Origin of the sequence: Pseudomonas sp. LjRoot71, assembly GCF_964253255.1 — a bacterium.
In the GTDB taxonomy this organism is placed as follows: Bacteria; Pseudomonadota; Gammaproteobacteria; order Pseudomonadales; family Pseudomonadaceae; genus Aquipseudomonas.
Genome location: NZ_CAXURA020000001.1, coordinates 3,259,592 through 3,276,317, shown reverse-complemented (window position 1 = coordinate 3,276,317; position 16,726 = coordinate 3,259,592). Strand labels below are relative to the sequence as shown.

General features: G+C 61.9%; 15 protein-coding genes. 7 read left to right on the top strand and 8 right to left on the bottom strand.

Annotated elements, in window-relative coordinates:
- Positions 1-71 precede the first annotated feature (71 nt).
- Both ACSQ17_RS15335 and ACSQ17_RS15330 read left to right on the top strand, forming a co-directional pair.
- Positions 72-1,907, top strand: a complete 1,836-nt coding sequence (locus tag ACSQ17_RS15335; RefSeq protein WP_436069515.1) for a sulfatase-like hydrolase/transferase — start codon at positions 72-74, stop codon at positions 1,905-1,907.
- Between the two features lie 68 nt (positions 1,908-1,975).
- Positions 1,976-2,398: a group II truncated hemoglobin gene (locus ACSQ17_RS15330; protein ID WP_436069514.1), complete on the top strand. Its 423-nt coding sequence runs from the start codon at positions 1,976-1,978 to the stop codon at positions 2,396-2,398.
- 7 nt (positions 2,399-2,405) lie between these two features.
- On the opposite strand, the gene moaE is transcribed toward ACSQ17_RS15330, so the two are convergent.
- The 4 genes from moaE to ACSQ17_RS15310 form a co-directional block, all read right to left on the bottom strand.
- The gene (moaE, locus tag ACSQ17_RS15325) at positions 2,406-2,864 is read right to left on the bottom strand and encodes a molybdopterin synthase catalytic subunit MoaE (protein ID WP_436069513.1); all 459 of its coding nucleotides are present in this window, start codon (positions 2,862-2,864) and stop codon (positions 2,406-2,408) included.
- 25 nt (positions 2,865-2,889) lie between these two features.
- Complete coding sequence (locus ACSQ17_RS15320; protein ID WP_436069512.1) at positions 2,890-3,132, bottom strand: MoaD/ThiS family protein; 243 nt, start codon at positions 3,130-3,132, stop codon at positions 2,890-2,892.
- Positions 3,129-3,617, bottom strand: coding sequence for a cyclic pyranopterin monophosphate synthase MoaC (gene moaC / locus ACSQ17_RS15315; protein WP_436069511.1), 489 nt, complete (start codon positions 3,615-3,617; stop codon positions 3,129-3,131). Before moaC ends, ACSQ17_RS15320 begins: the two co-directional genes overlap by 4 nt.
- 145 nt (positions 3,618-3,762) lie before the next feature.
- Positions 3,763-5,154: a PhoH family protein gene (locus ACSQ17_RS15310; RefSeq protein ID WP_233683884.1), complete on the bottom strand. Its 1,392-nt coding sequence runs from the start codon at positions 5,152-5,154 to the stop codon at positions 3,763-3,765.
- 552 nt (positions 5,155-5,706) lie between these two features.
- Here ACSQ17_RS15310 and yaaA point away from each other — a divergent pair.
- From yaaA to ACSQ17_RS15290, 4 genes are read left to right on the top strand one after another with little or no spacing between them, the layout of a single operon-like run.
- Positions 5,707-6,486 carry a peroxide stress protein YaaA gene (yaaA, locus tag ACSQ17_RS15305; protein WP_436069510.1) on the top strand — a complete coding sequence of 260 codons (780 nt, stop codon included), beginning with the start codon at positions 5,707-5,709 and terminating at the stop codon, positions 6,484-6,486.
- A gap of 3 nt (positions 6,487-6,489) precedes the next feature.
- Complete coding sequence (locus ACSQ17_RS15300) at positions 6,490-6,954, top strand: multidrug transporter (RefSeq protein WP_436070495.1); 465 nt, start codon at positions 6,490-6,492, stop codon at positions 6,952-6,954.
- A gap of 34 nt (positions 6,955-6,988) precedes the next feature.
- Complete coding sequence (locus tag ACSQ17_RS15295) at positions 6,989-7,819, top strand: SDR family oxidoreductase (RefSeq protein WP_436069509.1); 831 nt, start codon at positions 6,989-6,991, stop codon at positions 7,817-7,819.
- 11 nt (positions 7,820-7,830) lie between these two features.
- Positions 7,831-8,214: a hypothetical protein gene (locus tag ACSQ17_RS15290; protein ID WP_436069508.1), complete on the top strand. Its 384-nt coding sequence runs from the start codon at positions 7,831-7,833 to the stop codon at positions 8,212-8,214.
- Positions 8,215-8,359: 145 nt separating this feature from the next.
- Here the strand turns inward: ACSQ17_RS15290 and ACSQ17_RS15285 are convergent, their stop codons facing one another.
- A complete protein-coding gene (locus ACSQ17_RS15285) occupies positions 8,360-10,357 on the bottom strand; it encodes a peptidase U32 family protein (protein WP_436069507.1) in 1,998 nt (665 codons plus the stop codon).
- A gap of 222 nt (positions 10,358-10,579) precedes the next feature.
- Here ACSQ17_RS15285 and ACSQ17_RS15280 point away from each other — a divergent pair, with 222 nt between their 5' ends.
- Complete coding sequence (locus ACSQ17_RS15280) at positions 10,580-12,943, top strand: DNA polymerase II (RefSeq protein ID WP_436069506.1); 2,364 nt, start codon at positions 10,580-10,582, stop codon at positions 12,941-12,943.
- Positions 12,944-13,027: 84 nt separating this feature from the next.
- Here ACSQ17_RS15280 and ACSQ17_RS15275 read toward each other — a convergent pair whose 3' ends face one another.
- The 3 genes from ACSQ17_RS15275 to ACSQ17_RS15265 all read right to left on the bottom strand — a co-directional run bounded on the left by ACSQ17_RS15275 (position 13,028) and on the right by ACSQ17_RS15265 (position 16,711).
- On the bottom strand, positions 13,028-13,927 hold the full coding sequence (locus tag ACSQ17_RS15275) for a DMT family transporter (protein ID WP_436069505.1): 900 nt from the start codon (positions 13,925-13,927) through the stop codon (positions 13,028-13,030).
- A gap of 317 nt (positions 13,928-14,244) precedes the next feature.
- On the bottom strand, positions 14,245-15,471 hold the full coding sequence (gene arsJ, locus ACSQ17_RS15270) for an organoarsenical effux MFS transporter ArsJ (protein ID WP_436069504.1): 1,227 nt from the start codon (positions 15,469-15,471) through the stop codon (positions 14,245-14,247).
- A 238-nt stretch (positions 15,472-15,709) separates the two neighbouring features.
- Positions 15,710-16,711, bottom strand: a complete 1,002-nt coding sequence (locus ACSQ17_RS15265; RefSeq protein WP_436069503.1) for an ArsJ-associated glyceraldehyde-3-phosphate dehydrogenase — start codon at positions 16,709-16,711, stop codon at positions 15,710-15,712.
- Positions 16,712-16,726 lie beyond the last annotated feature (15 nt).

Below are 16,726 nucleotides of genomic sequence, written 5' to 3'. Positions count from 1 at the left end.
AGCCAAGGATGCTTTCCTTGGCCGGCGCCTGTCCGCGCCACTCTTCCTGTCGACCCTTGCAAGGACTGTCCATGCCACTCGCCGCATCGCGTCGCCCCTATGCCGCCTATTGGCTTCTGACCTGGCTGGCTGCCGCCCTGAACCTGGGTCGTTTCTTTGATCTGGCCACACCGTCATGGCTGCTGCTCTATCAACTGCTGCTGATCGGCAGCTATGCCTTGCTGTTTATCGCCCCCGCCTGGGCTATCACGCGCCTGCTGCTGCGCGTTTCAGGCAGAGCCGCCGCAATGCTGGCGGTTGTGCTGGCGGGTATGGTGCAACTGGCGCTGTATGGCGACCACCTGCTCTGGCAGCTCTATGGCTTCCACCTCAACGGTTTTGTCTGGAACATCATCACCACGCCAGGCGGAATTGCCGCGCTAGGCTCCTCGGCCTCCACTGAGCGCGACGTAGCCCTGCTTGCGGTCGGCATCTTTGCCCTGCAAGCACTGCTGCTAGCCGCAGCCAATGGCCTGGCGCGCCTAGGCCTGCCGTTGCCACGACTGGTCTGGGTGTTGCCACTGTTTATTGTGGTCACCCTGGGTGAACGGGTCAGCTACGGCGTCAGCCATTTCTACGGCTACAGCCCACTGTTGGAAAACGCCCAACGGGTGCCCTTCTACCAACCGCTGACCATGCGCCGCGTGCTGGAACAGCAGTTTGGCCTGCAGCGCCCACAACGCCTGGAGGTCGCCAATGCCGAACTGCAAGGCCAGCTGCTCTACCCGCAGGCCCCGCTGCGCATCGAGCCACCGGCCAAGCCACTGAATATCGTCTGGCTGGTGGCAGAATCCTGGCGCGCCGACAGCCTCAACCCCGAGGTAATGCCGCAGACGAATGCCTTTGCCCAGCGCGCTCAGCACTTTGTCAGCCATTACTCCGGCGGCAACGGCACACGCATCGGCATGTTCAGCCAGTTCTACAGCCTGCCGGCGAACCTCTGGTTCCCGGTGCTCGATGCCCGCGTCGGCAGCCCGCTGATCGATGTACTGCAACAGCAGAACTACCAGATCAAGCTGTTCACCAGCGCTCGCTTCAGCTACCCGGAATTCGACAAGACCCTGTTCGTCAATGTGCCGCGTGAACAGATGGTCGAGGATGACCAGGGCCAGACCTGGGAACGTGATCGACGCAACGTCGACCGGCTGTTGAAGTTCGTCGACCAGCGCGACCCCAACAAGCCGTTTATGACCTTCCTGTTCTTCGAGTCACCGCACGCCAACTACAACTTCCCGCAAGAGTCGGTGATCAAACCGGACTACCTGCCAGATTTCAGCTACGCCAGCATGAACCTGCAACGCGACATCGGCGGCATCTACAACCGCTACCTCAACGCGGTGCATCATCTGGACAGCCAGTTGGCGCGGGTCACCGAACACCTGGAGAAAAACGGCCTGCTGGACAACACCCTGGTGGTGATCACAGGCGACCATGGCGAAGAGTTTATGGAGCAAGGCCGTTGGGGCCACAACTCCACCTTCGTCGACGAGCAGGTACGGGTGCCGCTGGTGCTCTGGGTGCCCGGCCGCGCGGCCCAGCAGGAAAGCCTGCGCACCAGCCACAGCGACCTGCTGCCCACCCTGCTGCCACTGCTCGGCGTGCAAAACCCACAACAGGACTACTCGATCGGCCGCAGCCTGTTCGATGCCAAACCCGGCCGACTGCTGCTGGCCGGCGACTGGGACCGCCTGGCCTTCCTTGGTGATCAGTACAAGGTGGTGCTGCCGTTTACCAGCGGCAGCTTTACCGCCCTGCAAGCCAGCAAGGCTGACGACAGCCTGCTGCCAGACAGCAGCCAGGTGTTGCAGAGCAAGCTGCCAATGATCCAGAGCGAAATCCGCAGCCTGCGCCGCTTTCTCGCCCACTGATCACCCAGGCGAAGCGGCCCTGATCCGGCGCGCCGTTATACTGCGCGCTTTGCTCAGAGGCGCAGACGATGCAACAGACAGCGGTGTACGGTGAAGGCGATGAGTCCTATCAGGCGGCGGGCGGTATCGAGGGCTTGCGCCGCCTGGTGGCAGACTTCTACCGCTTGATGGATGAATTGCCCGAAGCCACTGCACTGCGCCAGTTGCACGGCGAAAGCCTGACGTTGGCAAGCGACAAGCTGGCCTGTTTTCTCAGTGGCTGGCTCGGCGGGCCGAGGTTGTTCAGTGAGCGATATGGCTCCATCGCCATTCCGGCCTTTCACGCCCAATGGCCGATCAGCGAGCAACTGAGCCAGAGTTGGCTCGACTGCATGGCCCAGGCCATCGCACTACAACCCTACGCGCCGGAGTTTGCCGAGTATCTGCTGGCGCAATTACGTGTGCCGGCCCAGCGGATCGTCCAGGCCAGCCGCAATCGGCACGCCAGTTAGAACCTGATCAGCCAGGCTGATTCCAGCGCTCGGCTGCACTCTGGTCGGAGCACCGCCCTTCGACCCAGCGCGGACCTTCGGCTGTGTCTTCCTTCTTCCAGAACGGTGCGCGGGTTTTCAGGTAGTCCATGATGAAGTTGCAGGCATCGAACGCCGCCTGACGGTGAGCACTGGTGGTGCCGACGAAAACGATCGGCTCACCCGGTTCCAGCCGACCGATGCGGTGGATCACCTCAATACCCAGCAGCGGCCAGCGCTGCGCAGCTTCCTCGGCAATCTTGCCCAGGGCTTTTTCGGTCATGCCGGGAAAGTGTTCGAGAAACATGCCGCCGACTTCGCGCCCCTCGTTGAAATCGCGCACATAGCCAACAAAGCTGACCACCGCGCCGATGCCCAGGTTGGCGGCATGCAAGGCGTTAAGCTCAACGCCCGGATCGAAGGCTTGTGACTGGACGCGAATGCTCATGCAGATGTTCTCTGTGGGAGGGGCTTTAGCCGCCGGTTACGGTAGGAAAGAACGCCACTTCATCGCCGGCTGTCAGCGGTTCATCCAGGCTGCACAACTCCTGATTGCGTGCACACATCAGGTTTTGCTCGGCCAGCACGTCCCAGACACCGCCGCGCGCCAGCAAGTGTTGGCGCAGTTGATCAAGGCTGGCGAACTCGCCGCTAAGCTGCTCACCATCCAGGCCGAGGGCTTCGCGATAACGGGCGAAATACTGCACGCGGATCATGCCTCGTCCCCCGCCACACTCTCTACCTTGAAGGCACCACTCTTGCCGCCGACCTTCTCCAGCAGGCGCACGCTCTCGATCACCATGCCGCGATCCACCGCCTTGCACATGTCGTAGATGGTCAACGCGGCGACGCTGGCGGCGGTCAGGGCTTCCATCTCCACCCCGGTCTGCCCGGTCAACTTGCAGCGCGCGATAATGCGCACCGCGTCTACGCCTTCCGGCAGCAACTCGACCTTGACGCTGGTGAGCATCAGCGGATGGCACAGCGGGATCAAATCACTGGTTTTCTTCGCTGCCTGAATGCCGGCAATGCGCGCCACGGCGAACACGTCGCCCTTGGGATGCTCCCCCTGAGTAATCATCTGCAGGGTTTCAGGGCGCATGCGCACCCGGGCTTCGGCCACGGCTTCACGGACGGTCAGGGCTTTATCGCTGACATCGACCATATTGGCGCGGCCTTGGGAATCGAGATGGGTTAACACAGACAGGCTCCGGGCAAGTGTCCGGCGATTGTAAACCCACGGGTCAGGTTTCGGCACCTGTGAATGCCGGGGGATTCAGACGGGAGGTTACGAGAACACCCGGCCCAGCAGCCGTAACAGCCTGCTGGGCGAGTGTAAGTGAGGTCTACATATGGGTTTCGGCGTACTCGGCGAGGATCGAGCGTGGCACACCCTGCAGGGTGATATGCACGCCATGCTCGAAGTCTTTGAAGCGCTCCGTCAGGTAAGTCAGGCCCGAGCTGGGGGCCGACAGGTAAGGGGTATCGATCTGCGCCAGGTTACCCAGGCACACCACTTTGGAACCGCTGCCGGCACGGGTGATGATGGTTTTCATCTGGTGCGGGGTGAGGTTCTGGCATTCGTCGATCAGGATCAGGCTCTGCTGGAAGCTACGGCCACGGATGTAGTTGAGGGATTTGAACTGCAGCGGGACCTTTTGCAGGATGTAGTCGACGCTGCCGTGGGTGTTCTCGTCGTCCATGTGCAGGGCTTCGAGGTTGTCGGTGATCGCGCCAAGCCAGGGCTCCATCTTCTCGGCTTCGGTGCCGGGCAGAAAGCCGATCTCCTGATCCAGCCCCTGCACGCTGCGGGTGGCGATGATGCGCCGGTAACGCTTGCTGACCATGGTCTGTTCGATTGCCGCCGCCAGGGCCAGGATGGTTTTCCCGGAACCGGCTGCGCCGGACAGGTTGACCAAATGGATGTCCGGATCCAGCAGGGCAAACAGCGCCAGTGACTGGTAGATATCCCGCGGGCGCAGGCCCCAGGCTTCCTGGTGCATCAGCGGTTCCTGATGCATGTCGAGAATCATCAGCTCGCCATGTTTGATGCCCTTGATCCAGCCAACAAAGCCCTGCTCGTCGAGGATGAACTCGTTGACGTGCACCGCCGGCAGGTTATCGGTGAGTTGCACGCGGTGCCAGGTGCGGCCGTGGTCCTGACGGGTTTCCACCTTGTTCACACGGTCCCAGAAGGAACCGTCCATGTTGTGGTAACCCTGCGACAGCAGCGACACGTCGTCGACCAACTGGTCGGTGTGGTAGTCCTCGGAGTCAATGCCACAGGCCCGCGCCTTGAGGCGCATGTTGATGTCTTTGGTCACCAGCACCACGTTAAGACCGGGGCGTCGGGACTTCAGCTCGACCAGTTGGTTGATGATCTTGTTGTCGTTGAGGTCTTCCGGCAGCCAAGTCACCGGGGCGGCGCTTTTGCTCATAAGAATGGAGAGAAAACCGCACGGGCCGCTCTTCTCCCGCTGGATGGCGACGCCGTGCTCCACTTCCTCCGGGTTGGCGCTGCCGAGAATCTTGTCGATCAGGCGGATGGCCTGGCGGCACTCGGCGGCCACGCCCTGTTTGCCGGTTTTAAGCTTGTCCAGTTCCTCCAGTACGGTCATCGGAATGGCAACGTGATGCTCCTGAAAATTCAGCAACGCGTTGGGATCGTGGATCAGCACATTGGTGTCGAGGGCGTACAGGGTTGGGGCGGTGGGCTTGGAGCGTCCGTGGTCATCCATACTCGGTCACCTTCTTGTAGTAGCCAAGCGGCGCAGGGGCGAGTGCGCCGCGGAGGGGCCGCCGACTCCTCAGTGCCGGGGCTGAGAAGGATGCAAGCAAGGTGAGGGCCAATGGCCGCCACCTGTCTGCAGGGTTCGGCGGTCTTGCCTTTTAATTACTCCAATTCAGATGACAGAAAAACGTTTTTTTCAGCATTTGCAGGTTTATTTATCGGTGCGACAAATAGCGCTTGGCGGTCTGCCCGACCGCCGTTAAAGTCGGAAGTCCCACCGGTTTTCGGGCCGCTCTGTTTTTTCCTGCCGCTGTCCTCCACATTCTTTTCGCCAGCCCTGTACACCGGCTCAGCACTGGCTATCGCCCTTGCAACGCTGTTGCCTGAACCGCCTCACGCACACACTCAAGCCCATGCCACTCACAGGCCCCAGGCTGCGCCAACGCGGTGCAGGTACGCGCAATAACAGGGCCCGAATCGGTGGAGCTAATCGACCTTATAGGTAGTCTCAGCCGCCGCCAGCTTCTAGAATCGCCGCAGACTTTCAGGAGCACAGCTTATGTTGATGGTGATTTCCCCGGCCAAGACCCTCGATTACGAGACGCCGCCTGTAACCCCGCGCTTTACCCAACCGGAACACCTCGACCACGCCCAGGACCTGATCCAGCAGCTGCGCGACTTCACCCCTGCACAAATCGCCGAGCTGATGCACCTTTCGGACAAACTCGCCGGTCTCAATGCCGCACGCTTTGGCAGCTGGGCGCGGCCGTTCAACCCGTCCAACGCCAAACAGGCGCTGCTGGCGTTCAAGGGCGACGTCTACACCGGCCTGAACGCCGAGGATTTCAGCGAAGCCGACTTCGACTTCGCACAACAGCACCTGCGCATGCTCTCAGGCCTGTATGGCGTGCTGCGCCCGCTCGACCTGATGCAGCCCTATCGCCTGGAAATGGGCACCAAGCTGGCCAACCCGCGCGGCAATAACCTCTATGACTTCTGGGGCGAGCGCATCAGCGGCTGGCTGAATGAAGCGCTGGCCGCTCAGGGCGACGACGTGCTGCTCAACCTGGCGTCCAACGAATACTTCAGCGCAGTCAAACGCAAGGCGCTGAACGCACGGGTGATCGACACCGAGTTCAAGGACCTGAAAAACGGTCAGTACAAGATCATCAGTTTCTACGCGAAAAAAGCCCGCGGCCTGATGGCGCGCTATGTGATCAAGGAGCGCCTGACCGATCCAGCCGGCCTCAAGGATTTCAACTACCAGGGCTATCGCTATTCGGCCGAGCACTCCAAGGCTGATAGTCTGGTATTCCTCCGCGACACTCCCGAGGCCTGAGTGATGCTGATAGGCGCAATTCTGGTACTGAGCTGGCTGATCCTGCTGATCCGCTACCCGAGCAAGGCGCTGCCGATCTCCCTCGCGGCGCTGATCGGCCTCGGCCTGGTCGCCAGTTGGGTGCTCTGGCAGGAAAGCCGCGAGAATCGCCACCTGGCTCACCTCGAACTGCGCCTCGATTACGCCCCGCAGCGTTGCCCGGCAGATCGTCCGCTGGCCCTGAACCTGAAGAACGGCAGTGAAGCCGCACTGCTTGAGCTGCACTGGCAGATCACCGCCTACCGCCCTGGCGACAGCGTCAACCTGGCCGAGCGCCTGTATGAAACCCCGCGTTACAGCGGCCCAGGCGAATTGCTGCCTGGCGCTGACTGGCAAACCTGCCTGCCTCTGCCAACCCTGCGCAGCGGCTACCGCGCCAGCACATTAGAATTCCGCGCTGAACGTCTACAAGGCAGCTTTAGCCGCTGATATTTGCCCCCATTAGAACAACAAGGAAAGCTGCATGACCCAGCCCAGCGTACTGATCACCGGATGTTCCAGCGGCATCGGCCGCGCCCTGGCCGAAGTGTTCCAGCAGGCCGGTTATCAGGTCTGGGCCACCGCGCGCAAAGCCGATGACCTGGCCGCACTCAGCGCTGCAGGTTTCAACGCCGTGCAACTGGACGTCAACGATGGCCTGGGCCTGGGCCAACTGGCCGAACGCCTGAAAGCGGAAATCGGCGGTCTCGATGTGCTGATCAACAACGCCGGCTACGGCGCTATGGGACCGCTGCTTGATGGCGGTGTGGAGGCCATGCGCAAGCAGTTTGAAACCAACGTGTTCTCGCTGATCGGCGTGACCCGTGCGCTGTTCCCGCTGCTGCGGCAGAACAAAGGCCTGGTGGTGAATATCGGCAGCGTCTCCGGCGTATTGGTCACCCCGTTTGCCGGCGCCTACTGCGCCTCCAAGGCCGCCGTGCATGCCCTGACCGACGCCCTGCGCCTGGAGCTGGCGCCGTTCGGTATTGAGGTCATGGAAGTGCAGCCCGGCGCGATTGCCTCCAGCTTCGGCGCCAACGCCAGCCAACAGGCCGAGCAACTGATCGACGAAGCCTCGCCCTGGTGGCCGATCCGCGACGGCATCCGCGCCCGCGCCAATGCCTCGCAGGACAACCCCACGCCCGCCAGCCACTTTGCCCGCAACCTGCTGGCCGCCGTGCAGAGCAAATCCCGACCGAACCTGCTGCGCCTGGGCAATGGCAGCCGCAGCCTGCCGCTGCTTGCCGCGCTGCTGCCTAAACGTCTGCTCGAGGCCGTGCTGAAAAAACGCTTCGGCCTTAATCGCAGCCTGTAGGAGCACACCTGATGCACGAACCAACCCCCAACAGCGTCGCGGTCACCCGTCTGGCGCTTGGCGGCGTGCTGGCGGTTATCGTGCTCAACCTGCTGCTGCGCACCTTCGTCAAACTCGGCGGGCTGTTGACCACCGTACTGATCGCCGCCCTGGTCGCCAGCGGCATGACCCTGTGGTTTACCTGGCGTAATCGCCGCGCGCCCCTGCAAGGCGAACGTCGCCGCCTGGTGGCGCTGTATGGCGGCATTCTCGCGCTGCTCTACCTGGGGTTACTGGCCCTGATGGCGTGGAAGGACGACCCCAGCCCTATGGGCTTACTGATCTTCGGCCTGCACTATTTCTGTTATCCGCTGATGGCCTGGCTGTTTCTCAGCAAACTGCACAAACCTCAGTAGCCTGGATGCAATCCGAGAGCCCGTAGGATGGGTTGAGCAACGCGATACCCATCGGTAATCGCGCGCTCAACACAGCCCGTAACCCTGATGCAGGACCTGATGGGTATCGCTGCGCTCACCCCCCCCTACGAAACGTTGTTCGGCTTTAACGCTTGATGGTCTTGAGCAGATCGTCCGGGGTGATATAGCCCACCGCGCCACCGTTGCTCTGGGCGCTGCCAGGCTGCGGCTGATGGAGGATATGGCCCTTCATCTTGCCGATGATGTGCATCTCGCACGGCTTGCAGTCGAACTTCAGGGTCAGCACCTCGTCCTGATGGATCAACTGCATATCCGAGACCTTGGTGCGCACGCCGGTGACGCCCTTGGCCTGCTTCGGGCACAGGTTGAAGGAGAAGCGCAGGCAGTGCTTGGTGATCATCACCGGTACATCGCCCGCCTCTTCATGGGCCTCGTAGGCCGCATCGATCAGCTGCACGCCGTAACGCTTGTAGAAGGTGCGGGCCTTGTCGTTGTAGACGTTGGCGAGGAAGGTCAGGTGCGATTCCGGGTACACCGGCGGCGGCACGCTGACCGGCTTGCGCCCGCCACGCGGGTGAGCGGCAACGCGAGCCTGGGTCAGCGCCTCGATGGCTTCGCGGCGCAGGGCCTTGAGTTGCGAGCCTGGGATAAACGGCACGACCTCGCAATCGATCTGCGCGCCGGTGCTGTAGTAGATGGTGGTGCCCAGCTTGCTCAAGCCATCGGTCAGCTGTTCGCGGGCCTGCTCGGCATCCTTGGCGGCGGCGAACGGCCCGTTCAGGCTGACGCAGGCGCTGATGCCCTCCTCGCTGCTCACGCTCAGCTGCAACTGATCACCCTGCAGGATCAACTGCCAGCTGACGGCAATGCGCCGCTCGGCGGAAGTCTTGAGCAAAGCCTGCTGCCAGTTGTGGTCGAGGTTGCGGTTAAGCGGGTGCTGCGGGCGCACGCGGTGCATGGCCTCGGGCATCTCATTCGGCTCGACGCGGTAGCGGTAGCGCTTCTCGCCGTCTTCCTCGAACTCGCCTTTCAGCTCGCAGATATTGGCGCGAAAACCCACCACCTCGCGCTTGATCAGCACGTTCAGACCATCGCCGTTGGACAGCGGCGTGTCGGTGACGGCGATCAGGTCACGCTTGCCGACTTTCTCCACATAGCCAACCGAGAGCCCGGTAAAGGTCGGCGAGTCGAACGCGCCGATGTCCACCTTGCGGTCGGTGACGAAATAGTCGGTGCTGCCACGGTGGAAGGTCTTGTCGGTGTCCGGGGTGAAGAAGTGCTCGGTACGGCCACTGGCAGCGCGGGCCAGGTGCGGACGTTGTTCGAGAATCGCATCCAGCTCGCGACGGTAATGCGCGGTGATGTTCTTCACGTAGCTCATGTCCTTGTAGCGCCCTTCGATCTTGAACGAGCGCACGCCGGCATCGACCAGATGGATCAGGTTGTCGGTCTGGTTGTTGTCCTTCATTGACAGCAGGTGCTTGTCATAGGCCACCACGCGGCCCTGATCATCTTTCAGGGTGTACGGCAGGCGGCAGGCTTGCGAACAGTCGCCACGGTTGGCGCTGCGCCCGGTCTGCGCATGGGAGATGTTGCACTGCCCGGAAAACGCCACACACAGCGCGCCATGAATAAAGAACTCCACCGCCGAATCGACGTTGCGGCAGATGGTGTTGATCTCTTGCAGGTTCAGCTCGCGGGCCAGCACCAGCTGGGAGAAGCCGGCGTTGTCGAGGAAGCGGGCTTTCTCCAGGGTGCGGATATCGCACTGGGTGCTGGCGTGGATCTCGATGGGCGGCAGGTCCATTTCCATCACGCCCATGTCCTGCACGATCAGCGCATCGACGCCGGCCTCGTAGAGCTGGCAGATCATCTGCCGCGCCGGCTCCAGCTCGTCCTCATGCAGGATGGTGTTGAGGGTGACAAACACCCGCGCATGGAACAGATGGGCGAACTGCACCAGCTCGGCGATATCCGCCACGCTGTTGCTGGCGTTGTGCCGCGCACCGAAGCTGGGGCCGCCGATATACACGGCATCGGCGCCGTGCAGGATGGCTTCCTTGGCAATCGCGGTATCGCGCGCCGGGCTTAACAGTTCGAGGTGGTGCTTGGGCAGGGACATGGCGTGGGTATCGGGCAGTCAATCAGGGCGGGCATTTTACCCGGAAAGCCGGATTTGTATGTGCCCGCTTGGCAGCCGCGAAAATACTGTATATGCATACATATAAAAGCCCAGGTAGAATTGCCCCGCAATAGGTAGGGTGCGCCGTGCGCACCACTGCAAATAACCGATACTGGTGCGCATGGCGCACCCTACACACTCAGGCAAGTCAGGGCGATACCGGTGGACTTACAACAGGGCTTTCTGCTGACCCGGCACTGGCGTGATACGCCGGCTGGCACGCAGGTGGAGTTCTGGCTGGCCACCGACAACGGCCCGCGTCTGCTGCGCCTACCGCTGCAAACTTCGGTGGCGTTTATCCCGGCCGCGCAACGCGAACAGGCCGAGGCCCTGCTGAACAACGAACGTGGCGTCGAGCTGCGGCCGCTGGACCTTAAAGACTTTCATCAGCGCCCCGTGCTGGGACTGTATTGCCAGCAGCATCATCAACTGATCGATCTCAGCAAACTGCTGCGCCGCGCCGGCATCGAGGTGTACGAGGCCGATGTGCGCCCGCCGGAGCGTTACCTGATGGAGCGCTTTATCACCGCACCGGTGCTGTTTGCAGGCACTGCACATGCAGATGGCTTGCTGCTGGAAGCGCAGATCAAACCCTGCAGCGACTACCGGCCCACGCTCAAACTGGCCTCGCTGGATATCGAAACCAATGCCTTTGGCGAGCTGTACTCGATTGCTATCGAAGGCTGTGGCCAGCGCAACGTGTATATGCTCGGACGCACGCCGGAACAGCCGCCGCAGGTGGACTTTCAACTGGAATACTGCGACAGCCGGGGCCAGTTGCTCGAATGCCTGAATCGGTGGGTGGAGCAGCACGACCCGGACGCGATTATCGGCTGGAACCTGGTGCAGTTCGACCTGCGCGTGCTGCACGAGCACGCACGTAACCTGGCCATTCCCCTGCGCCTGGGTCGCGATGGCAGCGAGATGCAGTGGCGCGAACACGGCAGCGGCAACGGCCACTTTTTCGCCGATGCCGCCGGCCGGCTGATTATCGACGGCATCGAGGCGCTGCGTTCGGCGACCTGGAGCTTCCCCTCGCTCAGCCTGGAAAACGTCGCGCAGACCCTGCTCGGCGAAGGCAAGGATATTTCCACGCCCTACCAACGCATGGACGAGATCGACCGCATGTTCCGCGAGGACAAACCGGCCCTGGCGCGCTACAACCTGCGCGACTGCGAGCTGGTCACGCGCATCTTCGGCAAAACCGGCATCCTCGACTTCCTGCTGGAGCGCGCCACCGTCACCGGCCTGCCGGCTGACCGCAACGGCGGCTCGGTGGCGGCCTTCGAACACCTGTATATGCCGCTGATGCACCGCCGCGGCTTTGTTGCACCGAACCTGGGTGACAACCCACCGCAAGCCAGCCCCGGCGGCTTTGTCATGGAGTCGCAGCCAGGGCTGTATGAATCGGTGCTGGTGCTCGACTACAAGAGCCTGTACCCGTCGATTATCCGCAGCTTTCTGATCGACCCGGTGGGGCTGATCGAAGGCCTGCGCCAGCCCGACGACGCGCACTCGGTGCCCGGTTTTCGTGGGGCGCGCTTCTCCCGTAGCCAGCATTGCCTGCCGGCCATCGTCGAGCGCGTCTGGCAGAGCCGTGAAGCGGCCAAGCGTGAACACAACGCACCGCTGTCGCAGGCGCTGAAGATCATCATGAACGCCTTCTACGGCGTGCTCGGCTCCAGCGGCTGCCGCTTTTTCGATACACGCCTGGCCTCCTCCATCACCCTGCGCGGCCACGAAATCATGGCCCGCACCCGTGCGCTGATCGAAGCCGAAGGCCATGCGGTGATCTACGGCGATACCGACTCCACCTTCGTCTGGCTCAAACGACCCCATGGCGAAGACGAGGCGGCGCAGATCGGCCACAATCTGGTGGCCAGGGTCAACGCTTGGTGGCGCGAACATCTACGTGCGGAGTACGGCCTGGAAAGCGCACTGGAACTGCAATTCGAAACCCATTACCGGCGTTTTCTGATGCCGACCATCAGAGGCACTGAAGAAGGCAGTAAAAAGCGCTATGCCGGCCTGATACAGCGCAGCGACGGCAGCCATGAGATGGTGTTCAAGGGCCTGGAAACCGTGCGCAGCGACTGGTCGCCGCTAGCCCAGCAGTTTCAGCGCGAACTGTACGAGCGCATCTTCCTAGGCCAGCCCTATCAGGATTATGTGCGTGATTATGTAGCGCGTACCCTGAATGGCGAGCAGGACGAGTTACTGGTCTACCGCAAACGCTTGCGCCGCACACTCAGCGACTACGAACGCAATGTACCGCCCCATGTGCGCGCCGCACGCCTGGCCGACGAGTACAACGCCGCCCACGGCCGCCCGCTGCAATACCAGCGCGGCGGCTGGATCAGCTACCTGATCACCAGCGCTGGCCCGCAACCGCTGGAAGCCCGCAGCGCCGCCATCGACTACGACCACTACCTGACCCGCCAACTGCAACCGGTGGCCGACGCCATCCTGCCGTTTGTCGACGATGACTTCACCACGCTGATCGGCGGGCAGTTGGGATTATTCTGAACGCTTTTGTAGGAGGGGCTTTAGCCGCGACAGCGTTATCGCCTGAGTCGCGGCTAAAGCCCCTCCCACATCAATCTCCACACACTACGCCTCGCGTGTCGCCAACAGTGGCGCAGCCTTGGGCTTACGAAACACCAGCACGTTACCCAGCATCACCAGCAGCAGACCGAACAGCGCCGGGGCCGTCCACTGGTAACCCTCGGCAAACACCGAGATATTCAGCGCCACCACCGGGAACAGCACGGTGCAGTAGGCCGCTCGCTCCGGCCCCATGCGCCCGACCAGGGTCAGGTAAGCGGTAAAGCCGATCACCGAGCCGGGAATCGCCAGGTACAGCAAGGTGCCGATATAGCGCGTGTTCCACTCGAAGCCGAACGGCGTACCACTGACCAGACAGATCGCTACCAGCATCAACGCGCCATACAGCATGCCCCAGGCGTTGGTGGTCAGCGGTTTTAGGCCGGCCTTCTGCTGCAGGCTGGAGAGCATGTTGCCGGCGGAGAAGCACAGCGTACCGAGCAGTGCCAGGCCGATGCCCAGCAGGGTTTCATGGCTGGCTTCCTGCCCGGCCAGCTCCGGCCAGAACAACAGCGCCAGACCACCAAGACCCAGCGCACCACCGGCCAGCACATTGGCGGCGATCCGCTGCTTGAAGAACAGCCGCGCATTGATTGCATTCCACAGCGTTGCAGTGGAGAAAATCACCGCCACCAGGCCGCTAGGGATCCACTGGCTGGCGGTGTAGAAGCACATAAAGTTGATGCAGAACAGGCACAGCCCCTGCGCCAGGCAGATCAGCTGGCCGCGCTTATCGAGCTTCTGCAGGCGGCCGCTAAGCAGCAGGACGGCGAACAGCACCGCAGCGGCCAGGGCAAAGCGATAGGCGATGGACGCGGCAATCGCCACCTCGCCCAGTTGCAGCTTGAGGGCAATCCAGGTGGTGCCCCAGATCAGTACGGTCAACAGATAGAGCGACAGGTTCATCAACAGACTCCCGGTAGATGGTTGAGAGTCTGCGCCTGATCGGTCCTGGCGCTCTTGCACAAACTTGCGGTTTTATGGCCTGCCATCCCTGGCGGCCACCCTGCGGGCCGTCGCGATGCGACGTTAAAAATTGATCCTGACAATTTTTTATGACCTGCCATCCTTGGTGGCCAGCCTGCGGGCCGTCGCTGCACGACGTTAAAAATGGCGATACCCATTGAGTGCTATGGCCGGGGTAGGTTGGCGTTGAGCGCAGCGAAGCCAAACAGAAATTGGCACGCACCTTTGGGCTTCTGCGCTGCGCGCCTCAACCCAACCTACCCGCCAGCATCCCTTGAATGCCGCGGCAAACCGATGGAAATCAGCGCCGCCAGCAGAACAAAAACCGAGGACACCCACAGACATGCTTCCAGCCCATAAGCCTGATAGACCCAACCCGAGAGCAGCGTGCCGATCAACCGGCCAAGCGCGTTGGACATGTAATAGAAGCCGACATCCAGCGACACGCCGTCTGCCTTGGCGTAGCTGACGATCAGGTAGCTGTGTAGCGAGGAGTTCACCGCAAACAGCGCGCCAAACAGCATCAGCCCGCCAAGTAAGACCCACTGCGCCGGCAAGTCACTGCTCAGACCCAGGGCAATGGCAGCGGGCAAGCCGGCCAGCACGGCAGCCCAAGCAAAGGCGGCGCGACCATCCGGCAACTGGCCGCTGGCCTTGCCAGTGATGGCCGGAGCGAAGGACTGCACCATGCCGTAGCCAATCACCCACGCAGCGAGAAAGCCGCCGACCAGCCAGAAATCCCAGCCAAACACGCTGGACAGGTACACCGGCAATGCCACGACAAACCACACATCGCGGGCGCCGAATAAGAACAAGCGTGCGGCTGAGAGAATATTGATCGCCCGGCTCTTGGACAGAATGTCGCGAAACTTTGGCTTGGCCTTGGCCTTGCCCAGATCCTTTTTCAACAGCAACAGGCTGGCCAGCCAGATCAGCGCCAGCACAGCGGCCATGGCCAGCACCGCACCGGTGAAGCCGAACAACGCCAGCAGCGCGCCGCCCATAAAGAAGCCCACGCCCTTCAGCGCGTTTTTCGAACCAGTAAGGATCGCCACCCACTTGTACAAGGTGCCCTGCTGACTGTCCGGCACCAGCAGCTTGATCGAGCTCTTGGCGCTCATCTTGTTCAGGTCTTTGGCGATACCGGATAAGGCTTGTGCCCCCATCACCCAGGCAATGGTCAGCCAGGCCGCCGGCACGGTAAGCATCAGCAAGGCCGCCACCTGCAGGCCCAGGCCGATATTCATGGTGCGATTAAGCCCCAGCCGCGCGCCCAGATAGCCGCCAATCAAGTTGGTGACCACGCCGAAAATTTCATAGAACAAAAACAGCGCAGCGATTTGCAGTGGCGTGTAACCCAGGCTATGGAAATGCAGCACCACCAACATGCGCAACGCACCGTCGGTAAGGGTAAAGGCCCAGTAATTGCCGGTGACCAGCAGGTATTGGCGCACTTCGGGAGCTAGACGGGATAAAGCGTGCATGTGCTGATTTCCTGATCAATCGTGGTGTCTTTAGCCCCTCTTCCTAACCCTCTCCCCAAAGGGGCGAGGGAGCGGATTTCTGTGGTTTGAAGAAATCCACGAAATGAAGCGAGAGGCGTAACACTCCCCTCTCCCGCTTGCGGTGCGGGGAAAGCGAAGCACTGCTTCGCCCGCTAACGCACCCTGAGTTCTGCGAAGGGCTGGGGCGCAGAGCGGGGGCTGGGGGAGAGGGCCGCAGTTATTGCTCGCCGACCATCCGCGCCAGCTCCACTGCCCGATTGGCGTAGCCCCATTCGTTGTCGTACCAGGCGTAGAGCTTTACCTGGGTGCCATTGACCACCATGGTCGACAGCGCATCGATGATCGACGAGCGCGGGTCGGTACGGTAGTCGATGGATACCAGCGGACGTTCCTCATAACCCAGAATCCCGGCAAGCGGGCCAGCAGCGGCAGCTTTCAGCAGTGCGTTGACCTCCTCCACCGTGGTGGCGCGCTCGACTTCGAACACACAATCAGTCAACGAGGCGTTGGCTAAGGGCACGCGCACGGCGTGGCCATTGAGCTTGCCGCGCAGCTCGGGGAATATCTCGGCAATCGCCGTGGCTGAGCCGGTGCTGGTGGGGATCAGGCTCATGCCCGAAGCCCGCGCCCGGCGCAGGTCCTTGTGAGGGGTATCGAGAATGCTCTGGGTGTTGGTCAGGTCGTGGATGGTGGTGATCGAACCGTGACGGATGCCGAGGTGCTCGTGGATCACCTTGACCACCGGGGCCAGGCAGTTGGTGGTACAAGACGCCGCCGTAACGATGCGGTGCTGGGCCGGGTCGAACAGCTGCTGGTTGACGCCCATGACGATATTCAGCGCGCCCGGCTCTTTCACCGGCGCACAGACCACCACGCGTTTGACGCCTTGGTCGAGGTAAGCCTGCAACACAGCCACAGTTTTCATCTTGCCGCTGGCTTCGATCACCAGATCGCAACCGCTCCAGTCGGTATCGGTAATGGCCTTGTTGGCCGTGACCTTGATGCGCTTGCCGTCGATCACCACACAGTCGCCTTCACTGCTCGCCTCATGCTGCCAGCGGCCGTGCACCGAATCGAAATTGAGCAGATGGGCGTGGGTCGCCGCATCGCCGGCCGGGTCGTTAAGCTGCACAAACTCCAGCTCCGGCCAGCCCCAGGCCGCGCGCAGCGCCAGACGACCGATACGACCAAAACCGTTGATACCTACTTTGATAGCCATGGACAGACTCTCTCG

Coding starts and splice junctions, on each gene's coding strand:
- ACSQ17_RS15335 (WP_436069515.1), top strand. CDS start 72: ATGCCACTCGCCGCATCGCGTCGCCCCTATGCCGCCTATTGGCTTCTG.
- ACSQ17_RS15330 (WP_436069514.1), top strand. CDS start 1,976: ATGCAACAGACAGCGGTGTACGGTGAAGGCGATGAGTCCTATCAGGCG.
- moaE (WP_436069513.1), bottom strand. CDS start 2,864: ATGAGCATTCGCGTCCAGTCACAAGCCTTCGATCCGGGCGTTGAGCTT.
- ACSQ17_RS15320 (WP_436069512.1), bottom strand. CDS start 3,132: ATGATCCGCGTGCAGTATTTCGCCCGTTATCGCGAAGCCCTCGGCCTG.
- ACSQ17_RS15310 (WP_233683884.1), bottom strand. CDS start 5,154: ATGGATGACCACGGACGCTCCAAGCCCACCGCCCCAACCCTGTACGCC.
- yaaA (WP_436069510.1), top strand. CDS start 5,707: ATGTTGATGGTGATTTCCCCGGCCAAGACCCTCGATTACGAGACGCCG.
- ACSQ17_RS15300 (WP_436070495.1), top strand. CDS start 6,490: ATGCTGATAGGCGCAATTCTGGTACTGAGCTGGCTGATCCTGCTGATC.
- ACSQ17_RS15295 (WP_436069509.1), top strand. CDS start 6,989: ATGACCCAGCCCAGCGTACTGATCACCGGATGTTCCAGCGGCATCGGC.
- ACSQ17_RS15290 (WP_436069508.1), top strand. CDS start 7,831: ATGCACGAACCAACCCCCAACAGCGTCGCGGTCACCCGTCTGGCGCTT.
- ACSQ17_RS15285 (WP_436069507.1), bottom strand. CDS start 10,357: ATGTCCCTGCCCAAGCACCACCTCGAACTGTTAAGCCCGGCGCGCGAT.
- ACSQ17_RS15275 (WP_436069505.1), bottom strand. CDS start 13,927: ATGAACCTGTCGCTCTATCTGTTGACCGTACTGATCTGGGGCACCACC.
- arsJ (WP_436069504.1), bottom strand. CDS start 15,471: ATGCACGCTTTATCCCGTCTAGCTCCCGAAGTGCGCCAATACCTGCTG.
- ACSQ17_RS15265 (WP_436069503.1), bottom strand. CDS start 16,711: ATGGCTATCAAAGTAGGTATCAACGGTTTTGGTCGTATCGGTCGTCTG.